Origin of the sequence: Elstera sp. (assembly GCF_044372965.1) — a bacterium.
GTDB lineage: Bacteria > Pseudomonadota > Alphaproteobacteria > Elsterales > Elsteraceae > Elstera.
Map to the genome: position 1 here is coordinate 1 of NZ_JBILQX010000001.1, position 26,456 is coordinate 26,456.

At 61.6% G+C, this 26,456-nt stretch carries 28 protein-coding genes; 12 read left to right on the top strand and 16 right to left on the bottom strand.

What is annotated here, in order from left to right:
• Nucleotides 1-245, bottom strand: a 245-nt coding sequence (locus ACIQ36_RS00005) for an FAD-dependent oxidoreductase (protein WP_395823927.1), incomplete at its 3' end; no start/stop codon positions are given.
• 125 nt (nt 246-370) lie between these two features.
• On the opposite strand from ACIQ36_RS00005, the gene ACIQ36_RS00010 reads away from it, so the two are divergent.
• A complete protein-coding gene (locus ACIQ36_RS00010) occupies nt 371-841 on the top strand; it encodes an Lrp/AsnC family transcriptional regulator (protein WP_395823930.1) in 471 nt (156 codons plus the stop codon).
• Here ACIQ36_RS00010 and ACIQ36_RS00015 read toward each other — a convergent pair.
• The 6 genes from ACIQ36_RS00015 to ACIQ36_RS00040 form a co-directional block, all read right to left on the bottom strand.
• Nucleotides 838-1,227 carry a type II toxin-antitoxin system death-on-curing family toxin gene (locus ACIQ36_RS00015; RefSeq protein ID WP_395823932.1) on the bottom strand — a complete coding sequence of 130 codons (390 nt, stop codon included), beginning with the start codon at nt 1,225-1,227 and terminating at the stop codon, nt 838-840. The genes ACIQ36_RS00010 and ACIQ36_RS00015 overlap by 4 nt on opposite strands.
• Nucleotides 1,224-1,448 carry an AbrB family transcriptional regulator gene (locus ACIQ36_RS00020; protein ID WP_395823935.1) on the bottom strand — a complete coding sequence of 75 codons (225 nt, stop codon included), beginning with the start codon at nt 1,446-1,448 and terminating at the stop codon, nt 1,224-1,226. The genes ACIQ36_RS00015 and ACIQ36_RS00020 overlap by 4 nt, the downstream gene beginning before the upstream one ends.
• A 101-nt stretch (nt 1,449-1,549) precedes the next feature.
• Nucleotides 1,550-2,005 (bottom strand): MarR family winged helix-turn-helix transcriptional regulator, encoded by a 456-nt coding sequence (locus tag ACIQ36_RS00025; RefSeq protein WP_395823937.1) that lies wholly within the window; start codon nt 2,003-2,005, stop codon nt 1,550-1,552.
• Between the two features lie 86 nt (nt 2,006-2,091).
• On the bottom strand, nt 2,092-2,982 hold the full coding sequence (gene mmsB / locus ACIQ36_RS00030; protein ID WP_395823939.1) for a 3-hydroxyisobutyrate dehydrogenase: 891 nt from the start codon (nt 2,980-2,982) through the stop codon (nt 2,092-2,094).
• A 31-nt stretch (nt 2,983-3,013) separates the two neighbouring features.
• Nucleotides 3,014-4,102, bottom strand: a complete 1,089-nt coding sequence (locus ACIQ36_RS00035; RefSeq protein WP_395823942.1) for an enoyl-CoA hydratase/isomerase family protein — start codon at nt 4,100-4,102, stop codon at nt 3,014-3,016.
• Nucleotides 4,095-5,246, bottom strand: a complete 1,152-nt coding sequence (locus ACIQ36_RS00040; RefSeq protein WP_395823945.1) for an isobutyryl-CoA dehydrogenase — start codon at nt 5,244-5,246, stop codon at nt 4,095-4,097. Before ACIQ36_RS00040 ends, ACIQ36_RS00035 begins: the two co-directional genes overlap by 8 nt.
• A 148-nt stretch (nt 5,247-5,394) precedes the next feature.
• Here ACIQ36_RS00040 and hemB point away from each other — a divergent pair, with 148 nt between their 5' ends.
• Nucleotides 5,395-6,411 carry a porphobilinogen synthase gene (hemB, locus tag ACIQ36_RS00045; RefSeq protein ID WP_395823948.1) on the top strand — a complete coding sequence of 339 codons (1,017 nt, stop codon included), beginning with the start codon at nt 5,395-5,397 and terminating at the stop codon, nt 6,409-6,411.
• A 21-nt stretch (nt 6,412-6,432) separates the two neighbouring features.
• Here hemB and ACIQ36_RS00050 read toward each other — a convergent pair whose 3' ends face one another.
• The 5 genes from ACIQ36_RS00050 to ACIQ36_RS00070 all read right to left on the bottom strand — a co-directional run bounded on the left by ACIQ36_RS00050 (nt 6,433) and on the right by ACIQ36_RS00070 (nt 12,581).
• Complete coding sequence (locus ACIQ36_RS00050; RefSeq protein ID WP_395823951.1) at nt 6,433-6,789, bottom strand: hypothetical protein; 357 nt, start codon at nt 6,787-6,789, stop codon at nt 6,433-6,435.
• Nucleotides 6,790-6,798: 9 nt separating this feature from the next.
• Nucleotides 6,799-7,644: an alpha/beta fold hydrolase gene (locus tag ACIQ36_RS00055; RefSeq protein WP_395823955.1), complete on the bottom strand. Its 846-nt coding sequence runs from the start codon at nt 7,642-7,644 to the stop codon at nt 6,799-6,801.
• 2 nt (nt 7,645-7,646) lie between these two features.
• A complete protein-coding gene (locus tag ACIQ36_RS00060) occupies nt 7,647-8,804 on the bottom strand; it encodes a type III PLP-dependent enzyme (protein WP_395823958.1) in 1,158 nt (385 codons plus the stop codon).
• A 301-nt stretch (nt 8,805-9,105) separates the two neighbouring features.
• Nucleotides 9,106-9,573 (bottom strand): thioredoxin-dependent thiol peroxidase, encoded by a 468-nt coding sequence (gene bcp, locus ACIQ36_RS00065; protein WP_395823961.1) that lies wholly within the window; start codon nt 9,571-9,573, stop codon nt 9,106-9,108.
• The gene (locus tag ACIQ36_RS00070; protein WP_395823964.1) at nt 9,570-12,581 is read right to left on the bottom strand and encodes a bifunctional [glutamine synthetase] adenylyltransferase/[glutamine synthetase]-adenylyl-L-tyrosine phosphorylase; all 3,012 of its coding nucleotides are present in this window, start codon (nt 12,579-12,581) and stop codon (nt 9,570-9,572) included. Before ACIQ36_RS00070 ends, bcp begins: the two co-directional genes overlap by 4 nt.
• A 98-nt stretch (nt 12,582-12,679) precedes the next feature.
• Here ACIQ36_RS00070 and ACIQ36_RS00075 point away from each other — a divergent pair, with 98 nt between their 5' ends.
• Nucleotides 12,680-15,841, top strand: a complete 3,162-nt coding sequence (locus ACIQ36_RS00075; RefSeq protein WP_395823966.1) for an AsmA-like C-terminal domain-containing protein — start codon at nt 12,680-12,682, stop codon at nt 15,839-15,841.
• On the opposite strand, the gene ACIQ36_RS00080 is transcribed toward ACIQ36_RS00075, so the two are convergent.
• A complete protein-coding gene (locus ACIQ36_RS00080) occupies nt 15,838-16,524 on the bottom strand; it encodes an alpha/beta hydrolase (protein WP_395823969.1) in 687 nt (228 codons plus the stop codon). The two genes, ACIQ36_RS00075 and ACIQ36_RS00080, sit on opposite strands and share 4 nt — an antisense overlap.
• 156 nt (nt 16,525-16,680) lie before the next feature.
• Here ACIQ36_RS00080 and cysE point away from each other — a divergent pair, with 156 nt between their 5' ends.
• The 6 genes from cysE (at nt 16,681) to mnmA (ending at nt 20,923) form a co-directional block, all read left to right on the top strand.
• Nucleotides 16,681-17,397 carry a serine O-acetyltransferase gene (gene cysE, locus ACIQ36_RS00085; RefSeq protein ID WP_395823971.1) on the top strand — a complete coding sequence of 239 codons (717 nt, stop codon included), beginning with the start codon at nt 16,681-16,683 and terminating at the stop codon, nt 17,395-17,397.
• Between the two features lie 3 nt (nt 17,398-17,400).
• Nucleotides 17,401-17,844, top strand: a complete 444-nt coding sequence (locus ACIQ36_RS00090) for an Rrf2 family transcriptional regulator (RefSeq protein WP_395823973.1) — start codon at nt 17,401-17,403, stop codon at nt 17,842-17,844.
• A 9-nt stretch (nt 17,845-17,853) separates the two neighbouring features.
• The gene (locus ACIQ36_RS00095) at nt 17,854-18,987 is read left to right on the top strand and encodes a cysteine desulfurase family protein (protein ID WP_395823976.1); all 1,134 of its coding nucleotides are present in this window, start codon (nt 17,854-17,856) and stop codon (nt 18,985-18,987) included.
• A gap of 18 nt (nt 18,988-19,005) precedes the next feature.
• Nucleotides 19,006-19,371 (top strand): HesB/IscA family protein, encoded by a 366-nt coding sequence (locus tag ACIQ36_RS00100; protein WP_395823978.1) that lies wholly within the window; start codon nt 19,006-19,008, stop codon nt 19,369-19,371.
• Nucleotides 19,372-19,443: 72 nt separating this feature from the next.
• Nucleotides 19,444-19,776 carry a ferredoxin family 2Fe-2S iron-sulfur cluster binding protein gene (locus ACIQ36_RS00105; RefSeq protein WP_395823981.1) on the top strand — a complete coding sequence of 111 codons (333 nt, stop codon included), beginning with the start codon at nt 19,444-19,446 and terminating at the stop codon, nt 19,774-19,776.
• A gap of 10 nt (nt 19,777-19,786) precedes the next feature.
• Nucleotides 19,787-20,923 (top strand): tRNA 2-thiouridine(34) synthase MnmA, encoded by a 1,137-nt coding sequence (gene mnmA / locus ACIQ36_RS00110; protein WP_395823984.1) that lies wholly within the window; start codon nt 19,787-19,789, stop codon nt 20,921-20,923.
• Here the strand turns inward: mnmA and ACIQ36_RS00115 are convergent.
• A complete protein-coding gene (locus ACIQ36_RS00115; protein WP_395823987.1) occupies nt 20,920-21,612 on the bottom strand; it encodes a cation transporter in 693 nt (230 codons plus the stop codon). The genes mnmA and ACIQ36_RS00115 overlap by 4 nt on opposite strands.
• Before the next feature lie 71 nt (nt 21,613-21,683).
• Between ACIQ36_RS00115 and ACIQ36_RS00120 the strand changes: the two genes are divergently transcribed.
• From ACIQ36_RS00120 to ACIQ36_RS00130, 3 genes are read left to right on the top strand one after another with little or no spacing between them, the layout of a single operon-like run.
• Nucleotides 21,684-22,103 (top strand): helix-turn-helix domain-containing protein, encoded by a 420-nt coding sequence (locus tag ACIQ36_RS00120; RefSeq protein ID WP_395823990.1) that lies wholly within the window; start codon nt 21,684-21,686, stop codon nt 22,101-22,103.
• 59 nt (nt 22,104-22,162) lie between these two features.
• Complete coding sequence (locus tag ACIQ36_RS00125; RefSeq protein ID WP_395823993.1) at nt 22,163-22,699, top strand: glycoside hydrolase family 108 protein; 537 nt, start codon at nt 22,163-22,165, stop codon at nt 22,697-22,699.
• A gap of 57 nt (nt 22,700-22,756) precedes the next feature.
• Nucleotides 22,757-23,383, top strand: coding sequence for a glutathione S-transferase family protein (locus ACIQ36_RS00130; protein ID WP_395823995.1), 627 nt, complete (start codon nt 22,757-22,759; stop codon nt 23,381-23,383).
• 48 nt (nt 23,384-23,431) lie between these two features.
• Here the strand turns inward: ACIQ36_RS00130 and ACIQ36_RS00135 are convergent, their stop codons facing one another.
• The gene (locus ACIQ36_RS00135) at nt 23,432-24,733 is read right to left on the bottom strand and encodes a PAS domain-containing methyl-accepting chemotaxis protein (RefSeq protein WP_395823998.1); all 1,302 of its coding nucleotides are present in this window, start codon (nt 24,731-24,733) and stop codon (nt 23,432-23,434) included.
• A gap of 155 nt (nt 24,734-24,888) precedes the next feature.
• A complete protein-coding gene (locus tag ACIQ36_RS00140; protein ID WP_395824001.1) occupies nt 24,889-26,415 on the bottom strand; it encodes an aldehyde dehydrogenase family protein in 1,527 nt (508 codons plus the stop codon).
• Nucleotides 26,416-26,456 lie beyond the last annotated feature (41 nt).

The following is a 26,456-nucleotide window of genomic DNA, read 5'->3' on the forward strand; positions in this document are numbered from 1 at the left end:
TCCAGCGTCGGGCGCACGACCAGCGGCCCGTGCTTCATGAACATCCATTTCATCGCCTTAATCGGCACACCCGGCCCGGCCCAGGGCGACGAATAGCCCGGCGACACTTCCCCCGCATTGGCAAAGCTGGTTTCCTGCGCGGGCGAGGGCTGCCGGTCGATCACCGTCACCTCATGCCCGGCCTTATTGAGATAATAGGCGGTCGTAACCCCGATAACCCCACTGCCCAGCACGAGAACGCGCATCGCCTAACCCCTTTATTTTTATGGACTGCAAAGATTAAGTATAAGCGTAGAAGTGCGCGATGTATTTGCGTTCTATCGAATTTTCTTCGAAAATTATGGCTTACATGCAGGAAAATTCGAATCCGATGGCCGATTCTACGACTCTTGACGAGATTGACCGCAAGCTGTTGCGCGCCCTGCGCAATGATGGGCGGATGAGCAATGCCGATCTTGCGACAAGCGTCGGCCTTTCCGCTTCGGCCTGCCTGCGCCGCGTGCGGCTGCTGGAGCATCGCGGCATTATTCGCGGCTATACCGCCCTCATCGACGCGCCCCAAGACCAGCCGCCGACCGTGGCAATCATTCAGATCACTCTGGAGCGCCAAACCGAAGATCACCTGGGGCGCTTTGAGGCCGAAATCCGCAAATGCCCGGAGGTCACGGCCTGCTACCTGATGACCGGCGTCGCCGATTATCTCGTGCTCGCCGAAACGCGCACGGTGGCCGACTATGAGCGGCTGCATAAGGAAGTTCTGTCGCGCCTACCCGGTGTTGCCCGCATTCAATCGAGCTTCGCCATGCGCCGGGTGACGGATTTCAGACCGGACGGGGTTTAGGGCACCAGCCGCGTCACCGATCGCAGCCAATCGGCATAGGCCTGCTCGGTCATGCTTCCTGAAGCAAGGGCGAGCATGGTTTTGATACAGGTTTCGTCATCGGCCGAAAGACTGACCTTATTTAAAATCAGGAATAATTCGCAAACAACGAAAGCGGTGCGTTTATTGCCGTCCAGAAAAGGATGATTCCGGGCAATCCCAAAGGCATAGGCGGCAGCAAGGTCGCACAGATCAGGATCGCCGAAGCTGAAAAGTTGGCGTGGGCGCGCCAACGCCGATTCGAGCAGCCCCGCATCCCGAACACCGGCAAGGCCGCCGTGCTCGTCGATCTGTTCTTGATGAATGGTCTCAACGAGGCTCGGCAGAACCCATTCAGGCTCCATCATTGCGCCAGCACGCGCAAAACGTCGCGGCGGCGCTGCATGATCTCGCGGGCAGCTTCCAACTGGCGCTGATGCCGGACATCAGGGGACGAAGGCGCAATCTCATTCGGAGCCTCCGACACATAAACCGTGCCGCCCTCCCCCAAACCCAAAGCGTCCAGCGCCTCCTTGGGGAGGATAACGCCGATCTCGTCGCCGATCCGCTGAAGCTTGAGCGCAACCATCGTGTCATTCCTTCACTTAACTGCGAGGGAAGTTTAGCAGAGGCCGATGGATCGGCGCAAAAAAAACGGGGGCCGCGCAGGCCCCCGTGATTTTGTTGATACTAGGTCCGCAGGCCGTAATCGAGCATGCCAATCCAGAACCGTTCCAGGCGGCGGAAGGTATTGGCAGCGCTCGTCAACTCAGCATCGGTCGCAACTTCGCCCAGGGCGGAAATTTGCCGATCGAACATCCGGTCCATCATCTGGCAGAGTTCCAGACCCTTGGCCGAGAGCTTCACCCGGATCGACCGGCGGTCGTGGGTGGAACGTTCCTGCATCAGGTAGCCGTTCTCCACCATCTTGCGAACGTTGTAGGACACGTTTGAGCCGAGGTAATAGCCTCGGTTGGTGAGTTCACCGACGGTCAGATCGTCACTGCCGATATTGAACAGGATAAAGGCCTGAACGTTGTTGATATCCTCGATGCCGAGGCGATCAAGCTCGCTCTTGACCAGTTCCAGAAACTGACGATGCAGACGCTCGGTGAGCCGGATTGCCTCAAGATATGCGGCCTTCACGTTTTTCTCCTTGGGCGCGGCCTTCCTGTCCCCCTGAAGGTCGCGCCAGCGTTTTAGGGAAATATGTTAGTCCCTTGATACCGCCTTCACGCGCCTTTGGCTAGCATCTGAATAATCCCAGAGAAATCCTTGCCGCCGTCGCCTTGCGCGCAATAGTCGCGATAGAGCTGGGCTGCGAGATGCCCCAAGGGGGTTGCCGCGCCGACCGACTCGGCCGCTTTTTCGGCAAGATCCAAATCTTTCAACATCATAGCAGCGGCAAAGCCAGGAGCATAACCCCGGTTGGCGGGGGCCGTCGGCACCGGGCCGGGGGCCGGGCAGTAAGATGTCATCGCCCAACATTGCCCAGAGGACTTCGAACTAATATCGAACAATGTTTGCGCGTCCAGCCCCAGTTTTTCGGCCATCGCGAAAGCTTCAGACACAGCAATCATGCTGATGCCCAAAACCATATTGTTACAAATCTTCGCCGCTTGACCATTGCCCGCCCCGCCTGCGTGGACAATCGTCTTGCCCATGGCTTCCAAAATCGGCTTTGCTGCGCTGAAAGCGCTTTCAGGACCGCCGACCATAAACGTCAGTGTGCCCGCTTCGGCCCCAGCGGTACCGCCTGAAACCGGCGCATCGACGAAGCGAAGGCCGCGTTTAGCCGCCTCGTTGCCCACATCGCGCGCAGAAGCCACGTCGATGGTGGAGCAGTCGATACAGAGGCCACCCGCCGGAAGCCGGTCGAACACCCCGCCCGCGCCGGTATAAACCTCGCGCACCTGCAGCCCAGCCGGGAGCATCGAGACGGCAATCTCCGCCCCATCAACGGCCTCCCCCGGCGTTGCCGCGGCAACCGCGCCCACGGCGACCAGGGCCGCCACCGCCGCCGGGTTCAAATCGAATACGCGCAAAACATGCCCGGCTTTCACCAGATTGAGCGCCATCGGACGCCCCATATTGCCCAAACCGATAAAGGCGATTGTCGCCATGATGTTTCCCCCCGAGGATATTTTTTTTGGGTTAGGCGGTTAAGGCCACGTTCGCACTCAAATCCAACTCGCGGCCCGGCAGGGGCGCAAAGAAGCTTTCCACCACCGTCGGCGTCACCTCGGCCAGCGTCGCGGGCGACCATCTCGGCGATTGGTCTTTATCGATCAGCAGCGCCCGGATGCCTTCGCGGAAATCCGGCCCCGCCATGCAGTGCTGGCTCAGGCGGTATTCCCGAACAAAGACAGCGGCAATATCGAGCCCCTTCCCGCCGCGCAACTGCTCCAGCGTAATCTTCAGGCTGGTTGGCGATTTATGGCGCAAGGTCTCGGCCTGAGCCTTGGCCCAATCGCTCCCGTCAGCCTCAAGCGCGGCCAGAATAGTTTCGACCGAGTCGCCCGCAAACAAACGATCAATCAACGCCTGCTGGGCTAGCAACGCGCTCTTCCCGCGCTGTCGATCGAACCGGGCGATCACCGCTTCAGCCTCTGCGTCCGTCGCAGGTGCAGCCTCGATCAAGGCGGAGCGTAAGGCGGGAAGATCGGCGTCTTTGACGTGATGGGTGGCAAAGCCAATCGCGCAGGCATCCGCCGCGCCCAAGCGCGCGCCGGTGAGGCCGAGATAGAGGCCGATCTCCCCCGGCATCTGATTCAGCACCCAGGTTCCGCCAACGTCGGGGAAAAGACCAATCCCGGTTTCCGGCATGGCGAACAGCAAGCTATCGGCCACCACCCGCAGCGGCCCGTGCGCCGACAGCCCGACGCCGCCGCCCATGCACACGCCGTGGATCAAGGCGATGATCGGCTTCGGGTAGGTGTGCAGCAAATGGTTCAGCGTATATTCCTCGCGGAAGAACGCATCCGCCGCCGCCATATCGCCACCGCTGACGGCTTGGGCCACCGCGCGCACGTCGCCGCCCGCGCAAAAGGCCCGCTCCCCCGCGCCTTGCAGAATCACACTACAAATAGCGGGATCGGTGGCCGCCGAGCGCAGAACCGGGGCCATCGCCCGGATCATCTCCAGCGACAGCGCATTCAAGGCTTTGGGGCGGTTCAGCGTGATCGTCAGCACGCCGTTCGTGGTGTCGAACAGCACGCTTTCTTGCGATACAGCCTCAGACATTGCGGCCCTCTTGGAGTTGCTTGCGGGCGATGATGACGCGCATCACCTCGTTGGTGCCTTCGAGAATCTGGTGAACGCGCAAATCGCGCACGATACGCTCCACCCCATATTCCTGGATATAGCCATAGCCGCCGTGGAGTTGCAGCGCCTGATTGGCCACCTCGAACCCGGCATCGGTGGCAAAACGTTTCGCCATGGCGCAATGCATCGTTGTATCGGGGTCGCCCGCATCCAAGGATCGCGCCGCCCGGTGGACCAGGAGGCGGGCGGCCTCAAGCTCGGTCGCCATATCGGCAATGCGGAACTGGAGCGCTTGAAAGGCGGAAAGCTCTTTGCCGAACTGCTTGCGCACCCCCATGTGCGCTTTTGCCGCATCCAGGGCCGCGCGCGCGCCACCGAGCGAGCAGGAGGCGATATTGATGCGTCCGCCGTCGAGCCCCTTCATGGCAAACTTGAAGCCCTCGCCCTCTTCGCCCAGGCGATTGGCGACCGGCACGCGGCAATCTTCAAAAGTGACAACGGCGGTCGGCTGGCTGTTCCAGCCCATTTTCTTCTCAGGCTTGCCGAAGCTAAGGCCCGGCGTGCCCTTTTCGATCAAGAGCGTGGAAATTCCGCCCGGCCCCTCGCCGCCCGTGCGGACCATCACCGCATAGACTTCCGACACGCCCGCGCCGGAGATAAAAGCCTTCGAGCCATTGACCACATAATGATCGCCGTCGCGCACCGCCCGCGTCCGCAAAGCGGCGGCATCCGAGCCGGAGCCGGGTTCGGTAAGGCAGTAGCTCGCCAGCTTTTCCATCGTTAGCAAGGACGGCAAAAAGCGCGCGCGCTGATCGTCGTTGCCAAAGGTATCGATCATCCACGCCACCATATTGTGGATGGAGAGATAGGCCGCCGACGACACGCACCCCGCCGAGAGTTCTTCGAAAATCAGCGACGCATCGAGCCGCGTAAGGCCCGAGCCGCCCGATTCCTCCCGCACATAAATTCCGGCCATGCCGAGGGCCGCCGCCGCCCGGAAGGTCTCGACGGGGAAAATATGCTCCTCGTCCCATTTGGCGGCAAAGGGGGCGAGATGTTCAGCAGCAAAATCGCGCGCCATGCTTTGAAAGGCACGCTGATCTTCGGTCAAATCGTGGGTCATGCGCTTGTTCCTCCCGTTTTTCTCGATCATAAGGAACGGGCCTTGGCTGTCAATCTGGCCTATTGACGTGCGGGAAACTTTAGCAGCCGCGAAGGATCGGAAAACTCCGATAAACAGTTTCCGCGCACGTAAAGATAAAGGAATCGCTATGTCGCGTCCGTCCGTGATCCCGCCCACCGGCTTTCCCTTTACCCGCCCGCGCCGCACGCGCATGGCGGGTTGGTCGCGCCGCTTGGTGCAGGAGAACCGCCTGAGCGCCGCCGATCTGATCTGGCCGGTGTTCGTCATCGACGGCGAAAATGAAGCCCGCCCGATTTCCGGCCTGCCGGGCGTATCGCGCCTGACCATCGATCTGCTGATCGAACAGGCGAAGCGCGCCGTGGCTTTGGGCATTCCGGCGATTGCCCTGTTCCCGGCGGTTGAGCCCAAGAGCAAATCGGATGAAGCCGAGGAAGCCTGGAACCCGGACGGGCTGATGCAGCGCGCCATCCGTGCCGTGAAAGCCGCCGTGCCCGACATTGGCCTGATCGGCGATGTGGCGCTCGACCCCTATACCCTGCACGGGCACGACGGTATCGTTGTCGGCGACCGGGTGGATAATGACGAAAGCGTCGCCGCCCTGGTGAAAATGGCCCTCGCCCAGGCCGAAGCCGGGATCGACGTTATCGCCCCCTCCGATATGATGGACGGGCGCATCGGCGCAATCCGCGAGGCGTTGGAAGAAAACGGCTACACGGAGACGCTGATTCTCTCCTACGCCGCGAAATACGCCTCGGGTTTCTATGGGCCGTTTCGGGACGCTTTGGGCGTGACGGGGGCCTCCTACGGGCCGCAGGGCAAAGCCACCTATCAAATGGACCCGGCCAATAGCGATGAAGCCTTGCAGGAGGTCGCCATCGATCTGTCGGAAGGGGCGGATTGGGTGATGGTGAAGCCCGGCATGCCGTATTTGGACGTGCTCTACCGGGTGAAGGAGACCTTCGCCGTGCCGACCTTCGCCTATCACGTGTCGGGCGAATACGCGATGTGGAAGGCGGGCGTTGCCGCCGGGTACATCGACGGCAACCGCACGCTGCTGGAAACGCTCATCGGCTTCAAGCGCGCCGGGGCGGATGGGATTTTAACCTATGCCGCGCTTGAAGCTGCTGAACTGTTGCGCAGTTAAGACGCTCAGCATTCGGCGGCTCTAGCGCCGCCGAATGCCTTCCGCATAGATCGTGCAGACGTCGCCCGCATTTTCCCGGCAGACGGTCAGCGCGGCATGGAGCGGGTTTTGCCCATAGCGTTTGGTCGTCGTGCACCCGAGTGGGCTGCATACGGACAGCGTCACATCGAACTCATCGGCCCGATCCAACCACGCATAGGCATAGGTCTGCCCCTTAAGATCGGTGGCGAAATAGCCGCCGTCGAAAGCGTGCGTTTCATAGGCGGCAAAGCCACTTTGCGCGCGCGACGACAAGCTCGCCGGGGCCGCCGGCATCTCGGCGCAGCCTGCCAATCCGAGAACCGTTGCGGCAAGTGCCGCCCGAACCCATAAACCCATGATCGCCCCCTATTCCGTTTTCAGCAACCAATCGCGGATCGGTTGGATTTGCTCGGGCTGCAGCAGCGACGGCGCGTGACCGCAATCGCCAAACTCGACAAGATCGACCCCGCCGCGTGCAACCATCCCTAGGGCGGTTGCCTTCAGGAGCAAACCTGAGAGCCCACCCCGCAACAGTAACACCGGCTGCTTCACTTGGTTCCACAGCGGCCAAAGATTAATATCGCCGACGGGAGCCTTGTCGAAACTTGCATAGATGTTCGGATCGAACCGCAATCGGTAGCTGCCATCGGGCTGCAAGCGCGTCGACGCCTCGGTGAGCAGTGCCCAATCCGCGTCCGAAATCGGGCCGAAATCGGCATAACGCTGGCGTAAACTCACTTCAGCGTCAGCAAGCGAGGCGAAAACCGGGTTGCGCTCGGCCTCGACGATGGATTTCAGCGCTTCCTTCGGCAAAAACCCGCCGACATCGTTCAAAATCAACCGCCGAATGCGCTGCGGTTGCACGGAATTAAGCCCGATACCGATGAGACCGCCCATAGATGTGCCGAGCCAGTCGACTTGCGGCAGCCCCAATTTGTCCAGCAGCGTCATGCACTGCCAAATATAGGTGGGGTAATCATAGCCCGCCGGATCGGGGAGCCAGTCGGACTCGCCGCGCCCGACGATATCGACGGCGATAACTCGGTAGCGGTCGGCCATCGCCGCCGCGACCTTATCGAAATCCTGGGCATTCCGGGTGAGCCCATGCACGCAAAACAGCGTGCGCGGCGCATCGGCAGGGCCACTCTCTCGAACGGCAAGGGAGATCCCTGGGCTAACTTCAATCCGCGACACTTTCATACCCAGCCCCATGCTTAATTTCCGTCAATCGCCATTGCGTCATCTTCCACCACAACATAGGCATCCGGGAAGAAGCCATTGAAGCGGGTGGCGAGCGCATTGGAATAGGCCCCGATGCGGCCGAATTCAATCCAATCGCCTTCCTTCATATCGGCAGGCAGGCGGATCGAGACGGGCAGCACGTCGGTTGAGTCGCAGGTCGGGCCGTAAATCGTATACTCGACCATATCCTGACTAAACCCGCCGGTCAGCCGAATCGGGCGCACGGGAAAGCGCAGGCGTGCCGTGACGGTTTCGGACAGCGAGCCGTAAATCCCGTCGTTGATGTAAAGCTGATCGCCCTTGCGCAGGTGAATCTGCGTGACCAACGACATGCCATCGGCCACCAAGGCGCGGCCCGGCTCGCACATCAGCACGCAGTCGCGGCGCAGTTTGATTTCGCGCAATCCCGCTTCGATTTCGGCAAAAAACTCCGACAAGGGCGGCACTTGCGCGCCCTGGTAGGAGGTGGGGAAGCCGCCGCCAACGTCGAGATAAGCAATATCGACCTTGGCGGCATCCAGCACCTCGCCAACGATCTTCAAAGCGGTGCGAAAGGCGCGCGGATTGGCGCATTGGGAGCCGACGTGAAAGCCGATTCCCGCCCGGTAGCCCTCGGCCTTGATTTCCTGGAGCAGTTCCACCGCTTCCGCTGGTTTCGTGCCGAATTTTGCCGACAGATCATAGGCCGCGCCCGCCGAAGGGGTTGCGAGGCGCACGATGATTGCCAGCCCCTCTTCGCGGGCTTCGTCCAAAACCTTATGCAGCTCGTCGCGGGTATCGATGACGAAATGCTCGACGTTATACACCTCGTCGGCAATCCGAATGGCGCTACGGCTTTTAACCGGGTGCATGAAGTAACACTCAGCGTCACGGAATAATTCGCGCACCTGGGCGACTTCATTCAAGGACGCCGTATCGAAATGGCGAATGCCTTCTTCATACAACGCGCGCAGAATCAGCGGATGCGGGTTGCATTTAGTCGCGTACAACACGCGCCCATCGAACGCATCGAGAAAATCCCGCGCCGCGCGCTTCACCACATGGGGCCGCACGCAATAAACCGGATGGCCCGGCTTTAGCGCCGCGACCATCGCTTCCGCATTGGCATAGCGCGGCTGGGTGGGACGCATGCCCCCTTCACTCGGAGCCCGCTGACCTTCGACGCCCATAAAGCCCACCTTCCTGTTTACGTTGCGAGGCGGAGAGTGCGGTAAAAACCCGGCCCCCGCAACGCATCATGATTCTGTCATGGAAACGAGGGAGAGGAGCAGAGGCGCAGCCTCTGCACTCCGCTCAAGGGGCTTGCCCCTTGAGAATCCCATTTTGATTCTTAACTTACTGGAAAATCGTAATTTTATTCTCATAAAGGAAATGGGATTGCCAAGGAGCAAGCTCCTTGGCCAGGGGTTTGGGGACAGCGTCCCCAAGCTTTTACGCCAAAGCCGCCAGCGCCTTCAGCACATCGGCCCCATGGCCCGGCACTTTCACCTTGCGCCAGATTTTCGCAATCTTGCCGTCGCGGTCGATGAGGAAGGTGGCGCGTTCGATGCCCATGTATTTCTTGCCGTACATGCTTTTTTCTACCCACACGCCATAGGCTTCGCAGGCAGCCCCTTCGGTATCGGCGGCAAGCATGAAGGGCAGTTCGTACTTCTTTTTGAACTTATCGTGGCTCGCCACACTGTCCTTCGACAGGCCGATGATGACGGCCTCAGCACCGGAAAAATCGGGCTGCATATCGCGGAACTGGCAGGCTTCGGCGGTGCAGCCGGAGGTATCGTCTTTCGGGTAGAAATAGAGCACCACCGGCTTGCCCTTCAGCGCGCTGAGGGTCACGGAGCCATTGCCATCGGTCGGCAGAGTGAAATCGGGGGCTTGGGTGCCAACATCGAGGCTCATGGTCGGGCGTCTCCTTCGGGGGGTGCGGGCCGCTGGGCGGGCGCATCGATTAAGTCGGTAAACAGGCGCCGCACGCGCGTTGCGGCCTCACTCATCTCTTGCTCAAGGGCTGAAAAGTCAAGGACGCCCGCCGCATGAACCAACGCGCGGCGCATCCCTTCCGGGGCCGTCGCCGGATCGAATTTTCCCGTTCCCGCCAAGCGCAACAGCACTTGCAGCCTTTGCCACAGGCGGCAGGCGTGCAAAAGCACCTCCCCCGCCTCCGGCGTCACCGCGCCCTGGTCGATAAGCCATTGCAGGGCGGTGAGCGTATTGCCCAGATCGTCGGGCAGGGCCTTCGCCCCCGGCGCGACGGTGGAGAGAATAAGCCCTTGGGCGATAAACTCGATATCGACCAAGCCGCCCGGCCGGTCCTTCACATCGAAGGGGCCGCTACCGGGGCGCTCCTTGGCGATGCGGGCGCGCATATCGGCCACATCGGCGAGGATAAGCCCCTTATCGCGCGGGCGGGTGAGAGTTTCCATCCGCACCGCTTGAACTGCGGCACAGAGGCGCGCATCGCCCGCCACCGTGCGGGCGCGGATTAGGGCCATATGTTCCCACGTCCAGGCGTCGTCGGTCTGATAGGTGGTGAAACTATCGAGGCTACAGGCCACCGGCCCCTTATTGCCACTGGGGCGCAGGCGCATATCGACCTGATAGAGTTCGCCTGCCGCCGTTAACACGGTCAGCGCCGCAATCAACCGCTGGCCCAAGCGCTGGAAGTAAAGCGATGGAGGCAGCGGCTTGCCCCCATCGGACTGTTCCACCGTTTCGGGCATGCGGTAAATGAACACAAGATCAAGGTCGGACGTTGGGGTTAGCTCCCGCGCGCCAAGCTTGCCCAGCCCTAGAACGCAGAATTCCCCCCCCGGCACCTGTCCATGGGTTTGCGCGAACTCCCGATGCACCTGCGGCAGCAGCGCCGCGATAACACTATCCGCCACCGCCGACAGGGCGCGCGCCGCCGCCTCCGGAGTGATCTCCCCGCGCAGCAGGGCAACGCCGATCTGAAAGCGCCTGTCGCCGGTCCAGCGCCGGACGCTGTCGAGCACATCCTCGAAGCCTTGCGTTTGCGCAAGGTCGCGCGCGAGATCTTCCGCCAAATCGGCTTCGATCATCACCGGCAGATCGGCGGAAATCCGCCGCGCATCGTGAATCAGCCCATCGAGCAGGCGCGAGTGCCGCGCGAGATGCTCAGCCAACCCTGGGGCCGAGCCCATGATTTCCGCCACCAGATCGAGCACGCCGGGGTTCTGATGAAACAGCGAGAGAATTTGCACGCCAGCGGGAAGATTGGTCAAAAACCGATCAAAACGCCCGAAGGTCGCCATCGGATCGGGCATTTGGGCGAGGGCCTGCAGCAGTGTCGGCATCAACTCGGTCAGAAGTTCGCGCGCTCGCGCCGACCGGGTGGCGCGGATGCGGCCATGGTGCCAGCCGCGCACGGTTTCAGACAAGGACGAGGCGTCGGCAAACCCCATGCCCTGCAAGGTCGTGATTGTCTCGGGATCGTCGTCCGCGCCGGTAAAGACCAGATTGCCCGGACCCGAAAGCGGCGGCGATTCTTCGAACAGATCGCCGTAATGGCTGCGCACCTGCCCCAAGGTTTCCGCCACCGCCACCGCGAAAGCCTGCGCCGAAGCGAAACCGCTGAAGGCCGCGAGCGCGGCAAAAGCCTCGGGATCGGTGGGAAGCTTATGGGTTTGCTGATCCTCAACCATCTGCACCCGATGTTCCCAGGTGCGGAGTTTTTCATAGGCATCGGCCAGCGCGTCGGCGATAGGCCGCTGCACCCGCCCGGCCCTGACAAGCGCTTCCAACACCTCCAGCGTCGGGCGCAGGCGCAGGGAGGGGTCGCGCCCCCCCCAGATCAATTGCTGGGTTTGAACGAAAAACTCGATTTCGCGGATGCCGCCGCGCCCCAACTTCAGATCGTGCCCTAAAATCGCTTCGGTGCCGCCCTTATGGGCGTTGATCTGGCGTTTGATGCTGTGAATATCGTTGATCGCCGCAAAATCCAGGTGCCGCCGCCAAATGAAGGGGCGCAGATTGCGCTGAAACAGCGCTGCCGCGTCCACATCGCCCGCCACCAGCCGGGCTTTGATCATCGCCGCCCGTTCCCAGTTTTGGCCGACGGTCTCGTAATAGGTTTCCGCCGCGAGCACCGACAGCGCCGCCGGGGTGGACGCCGGATCGGGCCGCAGACGCAGATCGACACGGAAAACGTAGCCGTCACCCGTGCGCTCCTGGATAAGCTTCACCAAATCTTGCGCAAAGCGCACATAGGTTTCGCGCAACGTATCGCGCAGGGCGACCACACCGGGCGAAACGCGGTCGGGGTCGTAGAGCAAAATCAGATCAACATCAGAGGAATAATTCAGTTCGCGCGCGCCGAGCTTGCCCATGCCGAGGATGATGAGGCCCCGGCGGCTGTCGGCGACCAGAGCGGGGGTGAGCACTTCGCCCTTCTGAACCCGCTTCACCGCCAGGGCATGCCCCGCCGCGACTGATAAGCAGCGGTCAGCGAATTCCGACAGGGCTCCCGTCACGCGCAGCAGCGGCCAAGTGCCGCACAGATCGGCCACGGCAATCGTCAGCGCCGCCCGGCGTTTGGCGTGGCGCAGGCGGCGCATGAGATCGGGGGATTGCGCCACCGCCGCCAGTTCATCATTAATGGGCGTAAGCAGTTCGGCGAAGGTGGCGTCCGGCCCCTGGGTCAAAAGCGCTACAAAAAAGGCCGGTTCGGCAAGAATGGCCTCGGTTAAAAACGGGCTGTTTCCAAAAATGGCCGCAATCAAGGGGGAACCTTGCGGATGTTCAAGCATTTCCCGTATAGCAGCAACGCACTCCGCACCGGCGGCTTCCGCGCGGTCCAGCAACCTTTCGATGGCGACCGCCACGCGATCCGGTCGGCCGGGGCGCGGTAGCCCATCGAGTGTCGCCAGGAATGGAAACTGAAACGCCATCGACCGATCCTTCTTCCGCAGGGCCTGACCTCAAGCGATCAGGCACGGCTACCCCCCGTTCGGTAATCCCCGGAAAGAAGCGGGTCAAGCGGCGACGTATGTTGGACGGATTTACCCGGCACGGGGTGCGCTCGCTGCTGGCTCTGCTGTTCTTGGCTATTGGCGTGCTGGGCTACGGGGCTTTTCGGCTGGCGCAGGGCCCCGTCCCGCTCGATTTTGCCTTAGAGCCGCTTGAAAAAGCCCTTTCCGCCGTCTCGGGCCAGACGATCCGCATGCGCCAAGCCGCCCTATCGTGGGACGCCAGCAGCGGCGATCTGGGGCTCGATTTGCGCGGGGTCAGCGTTAGCACGTTGGACGGTAGCCGTCTTCTGACCCTGCCGACCGCATGGCTGGAGTTTAGCGGCCCCGAACTGCTGCGCGGGCGTTTCCAGCCCACCGTTTTGCGCCTGACCGGGTTGATCCTGCGCGGACGGCGCGCCGAAAACGGCAGCTTCGCCCTCGGGATTCAGGCGGACGGCGACGCCGCCCCCCCAACCCCCGAGACGGCGACTGACGCGAGCAACACGCGCTCGCCCGCCCAGTGGCTGACCGAGGTGTTTCAACTCGGCAAACCGAATGGGCTGCGGCAGGTACGCTTGCGCGATACCCGCGTGGTTTTGGTGGACGAGCGGATGAACACCGAATGGCGGGTGAATGATCTATCTGCGACCCTGCAAGCCGATCCGGCGGGTAATCCTCTCGGCGGGATGGACGGCACGCTAATTCTGCCCGGCCAGGAAACCCGCGTCACCCTTAGCGGGAAGCTCACGCTCGGCGACTGGCAAAACCAGGACGATGACGTTTGGACGGTCGGCATCGATATTGCCAATTTGATGCCGTCGGCTATTGCCGCCCGCCTCCCCGGTTTCGCCGACGCAAGCGGGCTGATCCTGCCGACCCATGCAACCGCTCAGGCGGTACTGGATAGCAGCGGATACCCGCAAACCCTAACGGCGCAGCTAAAATTTGGTGCCGGGCGTATCGTTCATAGCGAATTGCCCACCGGGGTTCTGGCTGTTGCCGGGGGAGAGGCGGGTTTAGCGCTGAAAGATAATCGTCTCGATATCCATATAAATCGCTTTATCGTTGGGAATGGCACGGGCCTAAGCGGTAAAATTGCGCTGAACAGGCTTCAGTTCCCCCTTCAACTCGAGGCGGTTTTAGCGGTCAAATCCGTTAGTTTGGCCGATCTGCCAACCCTGTGGCCCGTGACCGTCGCCCCGAATCCGCGCCGCTGGATCTTCGCCAATCTCACCAAAGGCGGTGTTTCGGAGGCAACGGCCACGCTGAGGGCTATTCTGCCGTCGCGCGATGGGGAGCCGGATATTCAAGAACTCACAGCATCGCTCAAGGCCACTAATATCGACGTAACCTACCTTGGGAAAGTGCCCCCGGTTGAAGGCGTTGGCGGCGCGCTGACCTATACCCATAGCGACGGTCGCCTAACCATGAGTTTGCAAGATGGGCGCGTGCGCGGCGGTCTCACCGTTCCCAGCGGCAATATCGCCATTACCGGGCTGAGAGCTAAAGATCAGCATATGGCGCTCACCATGGCGATCGAAGGGCCGGTTCCGGAGGCGCTGGGGTTGTTGGACCTGCCGCCACTGGGTTTTATGAAACGTTTCGGTATCGATCCAAAGCAGAGCCAAGGGACGACGCGGGTCAATTTGCAGATGGGCTTCCCGCTCCTGGATGCGCTGAAAGTGGAGCAGTTGGAGATTAGCGCCGAGGCGACGCTAACCGACGCTGCCCTGCGGAATGTGATCGAAGACATCTCCCTCTCCGAAGCCGCGCTGGTGTTGAAAATCACCCCCAAGGGGCTCAGCGGCAGCGGTAACGGTAAACTCAACGGCGTCGGGTTTCAGATCGGCTGGACCGAACCGTTTACCGATGCGGGGCGCAGCCTTACCCTAGCCGGAACGGTGGACGACGCCGGGCGCGCGGCGCTGAAACTGCCGGGCGCAGGATATGTGAGCGGCCCCATCGGCCTGGATCTCACGTATATTGAACCGAAACCGAAACAAGCCAAGGTTCAGGTCAAAGCCGACCTAACGCGGGCGCGGGTTGACGTGGTCGATCTTCTCTATGTCAAGCCCATCGGCGAGGGCGCGCAAGCGACGGCGGAACTAGCGATGGAGGATAACCGCCTCACCCAAATCCCGACCTTCGACTACCGCACGGCGACAGGGCGCAGCGCGGCGGGCAGCGTCCAGTTCGATAATCGCATGGATATCAGCCAAGCCGTCTTGCGGCGCGTGCAGATGCCGGGCACCGATCTTGCCGCCAGTTTTAAGCGCGGCCGCGAGGGTTGGATTGTTGATCTCGACGGGCGTTCGCTCGATCTAACCGCCCTGATGGCCGACCGGGCCAAGCAACCGCCTGGATCACAATCACCGCCGCTATCGCTCGCCCTGACGGCGAAACTCGATACGCTGGTGCTCGGCCCAAAACGCGAGGCCCAAAATGTCAAAGCAACCCTCCTGGTGGCGCGCGATGTGTGGCGCGACCTCGGTTTTTCGGCAAAAATTGGGAATGGTAACGTTTCCGCAATGATTTCGGGTGCCGATAAAGAACGGCACTTGACCCTTGAGGCGGCGGATGCCGGAGCCTTTCTCGCCTTTGCTGGGGTGATCGATACGGTCCGCGGCGGGGCCTTGAGCGTTACCGGCCAGCCGGATGCCGAAGGCTGGCGCGGCGACGCGAAGATGACGGCCTATCGCTTGCTGGAAGAGCCGGTTTTAGGCCGTATCCTCGCGATTGCCTCGATCACCGGCATTCCTGAACTGCTGCAAGGTGAGGGTATCGCCTTTGAGCGGGCAACGCTGAACTACCGGATTAGTCCGCAGAAAATCACCCTCGCCAACGGCCGCACCACGGGGCTTTCGGTGGGCTTGAAGCTCGATGGTGCGATCAACCGCACGACGGAAAAACTGGATTTATACGGAACCATCGTGCCGATGGCGGGGATCAACCGAGTGATCAGCGCGATTCCGCTGCTCGGCACGCTGCTAACGGGCGGCGACGGCGGCGGCATTTTTGCCTGGACCTTTACCGTCACCGGCCAAATGGCCGACCCGCAGGTGAGCGTCAACCCGCTATCCGGCTTCGCGCCAGGGATTTTGCGCTCGATTTTCGAAGGGAGCGGAAGTTCGAATTCGGAAGGGGACGGCACCCGTAAGCCACCGCCCCCCCCGTTTAATCCGAACGCAGGCGATCGTTAGCGGAACGCCGCCCGGCCCGGCCCGCCGCTGCCGGTCGCAGGTAGAGCCGCCATCGTATCTTTTACGTAACGATCCACGGCCGCCGTCACGGTGGGCAGTTGATCGGCAAAGAAATGCCCCGCCCCCGGTACGACCTGATAGTCGATCGTAATATCGCGCTGATTCGAGAGCTTATGGACGAGTTTCGCCACCGAGGGTTCCGGCACCACCTCGTCCGCATCGCCTTGAATCACCTGGCCCGATACAGGGCACGGGGCGAGGAAGGTGAAATCGAACATATTGGCGGGCGGCGCGACCGAGATGAAGCTGACCAGCTCCGGGCGGCGCATCAGCAACTGCATGCCGATCCACGCCCCGAAGGAGAAACCGGCCACCCAGCTTGCCGAGGCATTCGGGTTATAGGTTTGCAACCAATCAAGCGCCGACGCGGCATCGGACAATTCGCCCTCACCCCGGTCGAAGCTGCCTTGGCTGCGGCCAACTCCTCGAAAATTGAAGCGCAAGACCGAGAACCCGCGCTGCACGAAGGTCTGATACAGCGCATAGGTGATCTTATTATTCATCGTGCCGCCGCCGCGCGGGTCGGGATGCAGAACGACCGCGATGGGCGCGTTCGGCGTTTTGCCGTGATGATAGCGGCCTTCCAAGCGGCCTTCCGGCCCATTGATGATAACTTCGGGCATAGACTTCGGCACCTTCTTTCCAACCTACGGCCCCACCCCAGACGAGATGCTGGAGAAGGAGCGCCGTTTGCCGCATACTTGACCGCGCCAGTAGGGCTTTTTATATGCTACTGGACGATACCATGGGCAGCCGCGCCCCGGGCGGCCTTAGTGATAATGATGGGCACCATGCTCTTCAAGCAGTTCCGCGATGAGATTGACAGTATTCTCGCCCGCGACCCCGCCGCCCGCTCGCGGCTGGAGGTGATTTTGTGCTATCCGGGGCTGCACGCGGTGCTGTTTTACCGGGTGGCGCATAGCGCTTGGAAGCGCGGCTGGGTTACGCTTGCGCGCAGTTTATCGCAGATAGGGCGGATGCTGACCGGCATCGAAATCCATCCTGGGGCACAAATCGGCCAAAGATTTTTTATCGATCACGGTATGGGCGTCGTCATCGGTGAAACCGCAATCATCGGCGATGATGTTACCCTCTATCAGGGTGTTACCCTGGGCGGCACCTCTCTGCATGGTGGCAAACGGCACCCGACGTTGGAAGATAATGTTATCGTCGGCTCGGGCGCGCAGGTTCTCGGCGGCTTTACCGTCGGGCGCGGCGCGCGCGTGGGGGCTAATGCGGTGGTGGTAAAGGCCGTGCCAGCGGGAGCCACCGTTACCGGCATTCCGGCCAAGGTCGTTGGGGAAGCCAAGGTCGATTTCTGCGCCTATGGCCTCACCAACGAAGATTTGCCCGATCCGCTGGCGCGGGCGTTCAATAGCCTGCTGGATGAAGTGACGGCGCTGAAGGCGCGGGTAGCCGAACTTGAGGATAGCTCGCCGCTGCGCCCCGTCGGCACGCCTAAGCACGAGCCTACGGCACCGCTGCCTGCCGAGTGACCGATGAAGCTCAGCACTAAAGGCCGCTATGCCGTGATGGCCATGGTCGATCTCGCCCACACAAGCCGGGGCGCGCCGGTGGCCCTGGCCGAAATTGCCGAACGACAGGATATTTCGCTGTCCTACCTGGAGCAGCTTTTCGCCAAACTGCGCCGTCATGCGCTGGTGCGCAGCGTTCGCGGGCCGGGGGGCGGCTATCTGCTGGCGAAACCCGCCGCCGATACCTGGATTTCCGATATTATCCGCGCGGTCGATGAGCCGATTCGGGCTACCCGCTGCGCGCCGGGTTCGCCCCAAGGCTGTACGCTCAAGGGCGCGCGCTGCATGACCCATGATCTGTGGCAGGCGCTGGGCGAGCAAATCGGCGTGTTTCTCGCCTCGGTGTCGCTCGAAGACGTGTGCCAGCAGCGCATTCAAACCCATCAAGCCCCGCTTGCGGCTGAATGACGAAACCTTATGATCTATCTCGACTATAACGCCACCGCGCCGACGCGCCCGGAAGCGCTGGCGGCCTTGGTCGCTGCGGTGCAGGCGGGCGGCAACCCCTCCTCCGTCCATAGTCTCGGGCGGGCGGCGCGGCGGCGGGTGGAAGAAGCCCGGCGGTCGGTCGCCGATCTGGTCGCGGTCGATGCAAATCAGGTGGTTTTCACTGCCACGGGCACCGAAGCCAATAATATGGCCCTTGGCGGCTACCCCGATCACGCGGTTATCATCTCAGCGATTGAGCATGACGCGGTGAAACAGGCGGCACCGGACGCAACCATTCTGCCGGTTAAAGCCGATGGCACGCTGGATATGGACGCGCTTGATGCCGCGCTCGCTCAGGCGTCGCGCCCGCCGCTGGTCTCGGTGATGCTGGCCAATAGCGAAACCGGTATTCTGCAACCGATCCCCGAAATCGCCGCGCGCGTCCACGCCAAGGGCGGGCTTCTCCATTGCGACGCCGTACAGGCAGCGGGGCGCATCCCGCTCGATATGGCAGCGCTCGGGGCCGATCTGCTCACCCTCTCCGGCCATAAGCTCGGCGGCGTGCCCGGCGCGGCGGCCCTGATCCTGGGCGCTTCGATCAGCGGCACCGCCCGCGAGCCCCTGCCCCTGCTGCGCGGCGGTGGGCAGGAGAAAGGTCGGCGCGCGGGCACCGAGGCCGTTGGGGCGATTGCCGCCTTCGGGGTCGCGGCCCAGGCCGCCAAAGCCGAAATTCCAGCAATGGCGGCGCTCGCGGCGCTGCGGGATAAAGCCGAAGCCGATTTGTGCGCGCTGGGAGCGTTTCTTCCGGCGGCAACGGGTGCCCCGCGACTGCCCAATTGCTTTTCCGTCGCCCTTCCCGGCAAACCGGCTGAAACCCAAGTGATCGCGCTCGATCTTGCGGGATTTGCCGTCAGCGCCGGGTCGGCCTGCTCCTCGGGCAAGGTGAAACGCAGCGCCGTGCTGGCGGCGATGGGCTATCCGGACGAGATTGCGGGCGCCACGATCCGGGTCAGTTTCGGCGTGGGAACGACAGCGGCGCAGTTGGAACAATTCTGTTCCGCGTGGCAACGGCTTGCAGGCAGAAGCGTCACCCCCCATACTAACCTTGTTAAGTTAGACTAAGACTAAGGAGCCGCCCCCATGGCCCAGACCGATCCCTCCCCCCGCCCCGCCCCGAAAGCGGTGATCTCGCTCACCGATGCCGCCGCCGCCCGCGTCAAATCGCTGCTGGATAAGCGCGAGCCCCGTGCCGTTGCCTTGCGGGTCGGGATAAAAACGCGCGGCTGCTCCGGCCTGTCCTATGCCGTCGATTATGCCGACAGCAAGATGCAGTTCGACGAAGTGGTGGAAGATAAGGGCGTGACCGTGCTGGTCGATCCGGCGGCGGTGATGTTCCTCATCGGCTCGGAAATGGATTACCGGGAAGATAAATTCACCTCCGGCTTCACCTTCACCAATCCGAACGAAAAGGCCCGCTGCGGCTGCGGCGAAAGCTTCAGCGTTTAATCTTTCACAGCACTGGACCAGCGGCAGTCTAGCGGGTAAACAGGGGCGTTTTAACCCCGAAGAGGAAAACCGATGCCGAAATTGACCTTCATCGACCGCGACGGCAATCGCCACGAGGTAGAAGCGCCGGTAGGCCTGTCGGTTCTGGAAATCGCGCATCGCAATCAGATCGATCTGGAAGGCGCGTGCGAAGGCTCGTTAGCCTGTTCCACCTGCCATGTCGTCGTTGACCCGGAAGATTACGAGCGCCTGTCGGAAGCCAGCGAAGACGAGGAAGATATGCTCGATCTCGCCTTCGGCCTCACCGCCACCTCCCGGCTCGGTTGCCAGATCATTATGACGGAAGAGTTGGATGGGCTGAAGGTTTCGCTCCCCACCGGCAGCCGTAATATGATGGCGGGCTAAGAGGCCGCTTATGCTCAACTCCCTCGGTATCGCCAAGCCGCCCGCCGAAACGCGCGTGGTCGTTGCCATGTCCGGGGGAGTCGATAGTTCTGTTGTGGCCGCGCTTCTGAAAGACGAGGGGTATGACGTTGTCGGCATAACCCTTCAGCTTTACGATTTCGGCGCGGCTTTACGCAAAGGGGCCTGCTGCGCGGGCCAAGATATTTACGATGCGGCGACGGTGGCGGAGCGCATTGGCATTCCCCATTACGTGCTTGATTACGAATCGCGCTTCAAAGAGCAGGTAATCGAAGAGTTTGCCGATAGTTACGCGCGCGGCGAAACACCTATCCCCTGCGTGCGCTGCAATCAGACGGTCAAGTTCCGCGACCTCCTTGCCACCGCTCAAGATTTGGGTGCGGATGCGCTCGCAACAGGTCATTACGTTCAGCGCCGCCTGGGAGACCAGGGGCCGGAGTTGCTGCGCGGGGCCGATCCCGCGCGCGATCAATCCTATTTCCTCTTTGCGACCACGCCGGAGCAGTTGGCCTATCTGCGCTTCCCGCTGGGGCATCTGACCAAGCCGGAAACGCGCGACCTCGCCCAGCGCTACGGCCTGACGGTGCACGATAAGCCCGACAGTCAGGATATCTGTTTTGTGCCCGATGGCGATTATGCTGCCATTGTGAAGCGCCTGCGCCCGGAAGCGGTGGAGCCCGGCGAGATCGTCGATCTGGCGGGCCGGGTCGTGGGGCAGCATCAGGGCGTGATCCATTACACCATCGGCCAGCGCCGGGGCCTCGGCTTGGGCGCGGAAGTGAGCGGCGGGGAGCCGCTTTTCGTGATCCGCCTGGAGCCGAACCGCCGCCGCGTCGTCGTCGGCCCGCGCGCGGCCTTGGGGCGCGACCGGGTGCATCTGAAAGAGGTGAACTGGTTAGGCGCCCCGACGGCGATGGAAGCCGCCTGCACGGTCAAGCTACGCTCGGCCCAAGCCCCAGTTCCCGCCACTCTCACCCGTAACGCCGATGCCAGCGGCACGCTGAGCTTGAGCACGCCCCAGCATGGCATCGCGCCGGGGCAGGCGGCGGTCTTCTATGAGGGCGACCGCGTTCTGGGCGGCGGCTGGATCACCGCCACCGAGCTTTCGGATTTAGAGGCCGCCGCTTAAACCATCGCTACCGCCGACCGCCGCTCCGCCAAAGCCTGCCGCAGAATTTGCACCGCGGACGATAGGAACAATCCGGCCATAATGCCCGCAACCAATAGATCGGGCCAGCGCGTGCCGGTGAAGCCCACCGCGACCGCAGCCCCCATCACGGCGATATTGCCGATGGCATCGTTCCGCGAACACAGCCAGACTGATCGAACATTGGCGTCGCCGTCCTTATACCGCATCAGGAGTAGCACCGACGCGACGTTCGCCCCAAGTGCAAGGAAGCCGACAACGCCCATCACCTCGGCCTGCGGAACGCTCGGCACGATCACCTGATAGAGGGTTGACCCGAACACCCAAAGCCCCATGAGAAACAGGCTAACGCTTTTGGCAAGGGCGGCATTGCTCCGCACGCGGATCGATAGGCCGATGACAGCGAGGCTGAGCCCATAGGTCAGCGTATCCCCGAGGAAATCGAGCGCATCGGCTTGCAACGCTTGGGAGCCCGCCTGGTGGCCCGCCAGAATTTCAGTGACGAACATGCCCGCATTCAGCGCAATCACCAGCCAAAGCGTGCGGCGATAGCGCGGGTCAATGCCATCGAAGACGGGATTCCCTTGGCAGCCGCAAGCGTCGGCCTGCGGTTCCGGCGCATGGGAATGCCCGTGGTCGTGGTCGTGAGGGTGCGAGTGGCCGTGCGACATTTTCCGTTGGTCCTTTAAACGATCATGCCTTAGCCCTACATCCTCTAGTGACTAGAGGAGCAAGCGGAAAAATGCAGAGCATCAGCATCGGAACCCTATCGCGCGAAACCGGTGTGAAAATCCCGACGATTCGCTATTACGAAAGCGTCGGCCTGCTCGAACACGCCGACCGGACCGACAGCAATCGGCGCGTTTACGGCGCGGACGATGTGCGCCGCCTGCGCTTCATTCGGCACGCGCGCGAACTTGGGTTCGAGGTGGCCGCCATTCATCAACTGCTGGCCTTGGCCGCCGACGATACCCGCCCCTGCCACGATGCCGATGCGATTGCGGCGGCACATCTGATCGACATCGATCATAAAATCGCGCGGCTGACGGCGTTGCGCGAGGAAGTGGCCCGCATGATCGCCGAGGACCGGCACGGCACCATCGGTGAATGCCGGATTATCGAAGCGCTCGGCGAGCCGTGCGACCGCCACCACACTTCTTGATTGCAAAAATACGCAAAAATCATATTAAAATACTATCTATTCAGAACGGAGGGTCGAGCGTGACGACATTCGATTTCAATGGTTGCCTCGCCTTCGTTCTCAAATGGGAAGGTGGCTATGTGAATAATCCCGCCGATCCTGGGGGAGCCACGAATAAAGGCATTACTCAAAATACCTATAATACCTGGAGAACCCAGCAAAACCAGGCGACCCAGGATGTAAAGCTGATTACTGACGCTGAGGTTCAACAGATTTATCAGAAAAATTATTGGACACCCTCGGGCGCAGACCGCATTCCCGCACGGTTAAACCTCGTTGAATTCGACACCGCCGTGAATATGGGGGTGGGCCGCGCCGTACAATTCTTGCAGCAGCAGGTCGGCACGACGGTAGATGGCGGGTTTGGCCCAATAACGCAAAAAGCCGCCAATAGCGCCCCCTTGGAGGCCACAATTACCCAATATTGCGATGCCCGCGAAGCCTATTACCGGAATATCGTCGCTAAAAACCCCAGCGAGCAGGTCTTTTTAAGTGGCTGGCTGAACCGCCTGAACGCACTTCGGGCCGCTGCTGGCGTTCAGACGCCAAGCGTTTAGGGTTTTCGGCGCACCTATGTTACGCTTCGCGCCTGTAGTTTATCACGGGAGCGCTGTATGTCTAACGATCTGATTCTCTATACCAATCCGCAGTCGCGGGGCCGGGTGGCGCGCTGGATGCTGGAAGAAATCGGCGTGCCCTACGAGACCCGCGTTGTGAACTATGGTCCGGAGATGAAATCGCCCGACTATCTCGCGATCAACCCGCTCGGCAAAGTTCCCGCAATTCAGCATAAGGGCGCAGTCGTCACTGAAACGGCGGCGATCTGCTCTTATCTGGCCGATGCTTTCCCCGAAGCGGGCCTGATCCCGCCCGCCGGAACCCCCGCCCGCGCCGCCTATTTCCGCTGGATGTTTTTTGCGGCAGGACCGCTCGATTCAGCGGCAATGTTTCGGGCCCTCGAAGTCGAAATACCGCCCGAAAAAAGCCGGATGCTGGGCTTTGGCACCTTCGATCTTGCCATCTCGGCGATGGAAAACGCCCTAAAAGAAAATCCCTATTTCGCGGGCGAGGCCTTTAGCGCCGTCGATGTTTTCGCGGGAGCTACCTTGGGCTGGCTCACGCAATTCAAAATCGTGCCCCTGAACCCGACTTTCAAAACCTATCTTGCCCGTATTCATCAGCGCCCTGCCGCGATACGGGCAGCCGCGCTGGATAATGCCTTGGTGCCGCAGCCAAGCTAAACGGCAGCCCCCGCCCGAGCGTGAAAATCCTCAGGCGGGGGCGCATTTTTAGACGCGACGCAACAAGTCCAGAACAGCCTTGACTTCCTGACGCAAGGTTTCGGACTGACGCGCCAAATCGTCCGAAGCCCCCTGCACCGTGTGGGCCAGCGTTGCGCTTTCGGACATGCCGGAGGCTACCGTATCCAGCGTCTGGCTAATCCCGCGCGTTCCCGTAACCCCTTGCTGCACGGTGCGGGCGATCTCGCGCGTGGCAGCATCCTGCTGCTCAACCGAGGCCGCGATTTGCGTGTTAATGGATTGGACGCGCGAAATAACGTCCGTCACTTTGCGAATGGCCTCGACCGCGCGGGCGGTTTCGGTTTGAACGGCGGCGATCTGCTCGCTGATTTCATCGGTTGCCTTTGCGGTCTGGCTGGCGAGGCTTTTGACCTCGGTCGCCACTACGGCGAAGCCCTTACCCGCCTCGCCCGCCCGCGCTGCCTCGATGGTGGCATTCAGCGCCAACAGATTGGTTTGCCCGGCGATATTGTTGATCAGATTGACCACTTGGCCGATTCGATCGGCCGCACCGGCCAGGGTTTGAATAATACCGTTCGTGCGCTCGGTTTCCTGAGTCGCCGTCTGGGAGATAGACGAGGCGTCGGTCACTTGGCGGCCGATTTCGGCAATGGAGGCCGAAAGCTCTTCGGTCGCCGACGCAACCGTTTCGGCCCCGCTCAGCGCTTGCCGGGAAGCCGCTGCCGCCGCCGTCAATTGCTCTTGCGCCCGGTTCGCCGTTTGCGCCTGGCGCTGGGCCGCCGCACGGACATCACCGGAGCGCGCGGCAGAGGTTTCCACCACATTCGCCACCGAATGTTCAAGCTGCATCGTCACCGTGCTAAGGGTTTCCACCCGCTGCGTTTGGTTGTTCTGCAGCACGGTCGCATCATGCACGTCGATCAACGCGCCCCCGGCTTTCAGTGCTACACCGCTGCTGTCGCGCAGCACGCCCGCCGTAAAGCGGAACCAGCGATAGCTGCCGTCTTTCACCTTAATGCGGAACGTCCGATCAAACCGCTCCGCGCTGCCCCGCGTCGTAATGATGGTGCGCAGCTTTAAGCGCGTTTCCTCGGCCTCATCGGGGTGCAAGCGCGTGACCAGGGCTTGAATGCTGTTGGAAAACTCGGCTTCGCTGCTGAACCCGAGCAAGCGGCGAAACTCCGCCGACCAAACCCATTTGCTTTTTTCGTGCAGGGTATTGGCTTCGTGAAGCGAAACATGCCACAGGCCGACCCCGGCCAGGGTTTCCCAAAGCGTAATGAAATCGGCGTCGTCCGAAGAATGACCTGAAAATAACCGTGCTAACATCTGCTTCTCCACGCATTCGGTAAAATGGCCACCAGGGCCCATGCCCGGACAGTAGCAAAGCAGATGTTGCTGTTTTTTGAAACTGGCTGTCGATTCATCCCAAGCCTGAAAAGAAGACAGGACGCGCAATCGGTTTGCCCGCCCTGCCGGGCCGGTTAGGTCATATTGAGGATAATTGTTTTCTTATGGGTAAAATGCTCCAGCATCGATTCGAGCGAGGCTTCCTTACCCATGCCCGACTGTTTCACTCCGCCGTAAGAAATATTTGGCTGCACAACGAGGTTCTGATTGACCTGAACCAGCCCAGCTTCGAGCCGACGGGAACCATCGAGGGCGGTTTTAAGGTCGCGCGTCCAAATCGTTGCGGCGAGCCCATAGTCGCTATCATTGGCCGCCGCGATGACCGCGTCGAAATCGGTCCAGGATTGAATGCAGGTAACGGGGCCGAAGATTTCTTCGCGCAGCACCCGGCTATGGGCCGGAAGCCCGGTGAACACCACCGGCTGGGCGAACAAGCCTTTGGCGAAGGCCGGATCGGTCGGCATTTGCGCACAGCGCAATGCGGTCCCGCCCTCGGCCTCGCCAATCGCCACGTAATTTTTCACTTTCTCGAACTGATCTTTGGAAATGATCGTACCGATATCGGTGGCCTCATCTAAGGGGTCGCCCATTTTCATCGCATTCACCTTTTCAGTGAGTTTGGCGATGAAGGCATCGTGCAGATCGGCGTGAACATAGATGCGGCTCGCCGCCGTACAACTTTGGCCCTGGCGGGTGAAGCGCACCCCCGCAATCGCGCCCGCAACCGCCCGGTCCAAATCGGCATCGGCACAGACGATCATCGGCGATTTACCGCCGAGTTCGAGCGTCACCGGGATCAGCTTATCCGCCGCCGCCCGCGCCACGATCTTGCCGGTCTCGACCGAGCCCGTGAAGGTGACTTTCTTCACCACCGGATGATTGACCAGCGGTGCACCGCATTCCGGCCCAAAGCCCGAGAGAATATTGAGCGTTCCGGCGGGCAGTACCGACGCCATGATCTGGCAGGCGCGCAACACCGCCAACGGCGCTTCTTCCGCCGATTTCACGACAACGGTATTCCCCGCCACCAGCGCCGGGGCGATTTTCAGCGCCATCAGCATCATCGGCACATTCCAGGGGATGATCGCGCCAACCACGCCCAGCGGCTCATGCACCGTCACCGTCAGCATATCCGGATTGAACGGCACGGTTTCGCCCTTCATCTCCGGGGCAAGCCCACCGAAGAAGGTAAAAACATCGGCCAGAACCGAGGCCTCCACCCGGCTTTCGGTGCGCAGGGCCTTGCCGGTTTCAAGCGCGACGAGACGGCCCAACTCTTCCACATGCTCTTGCAGCTTCTGCCCGCAGGCCGCCACCAACTTGCCGCGTTCGCGCGCTGGGCGGGCGGCCCAGAGCTTTTGCGCCTTATGGGCGGCTTCGGCGGCGCGGTTCACATCGTCGGCCTCGCCCAAGGCTGCCTCGGCCACCGTCTCGCCGTTGGCGGGGTTCACGACCGGAAAGGTCTTGCCGCTCAGGGCAGGAACCAGTGCGCCATCGATCAGCAGTTTGCCGGACAGCGCCCGCGCGAGCAGCTTCGGATCGAGCACGGGATCGAGCCCCGGCGCAGGCAGACTCGAGACATCGGAACGCAGAGCAGTCACAGGGTTTTCCTCCACCAAAAGCCGGGCAACTCGGGGTCCGG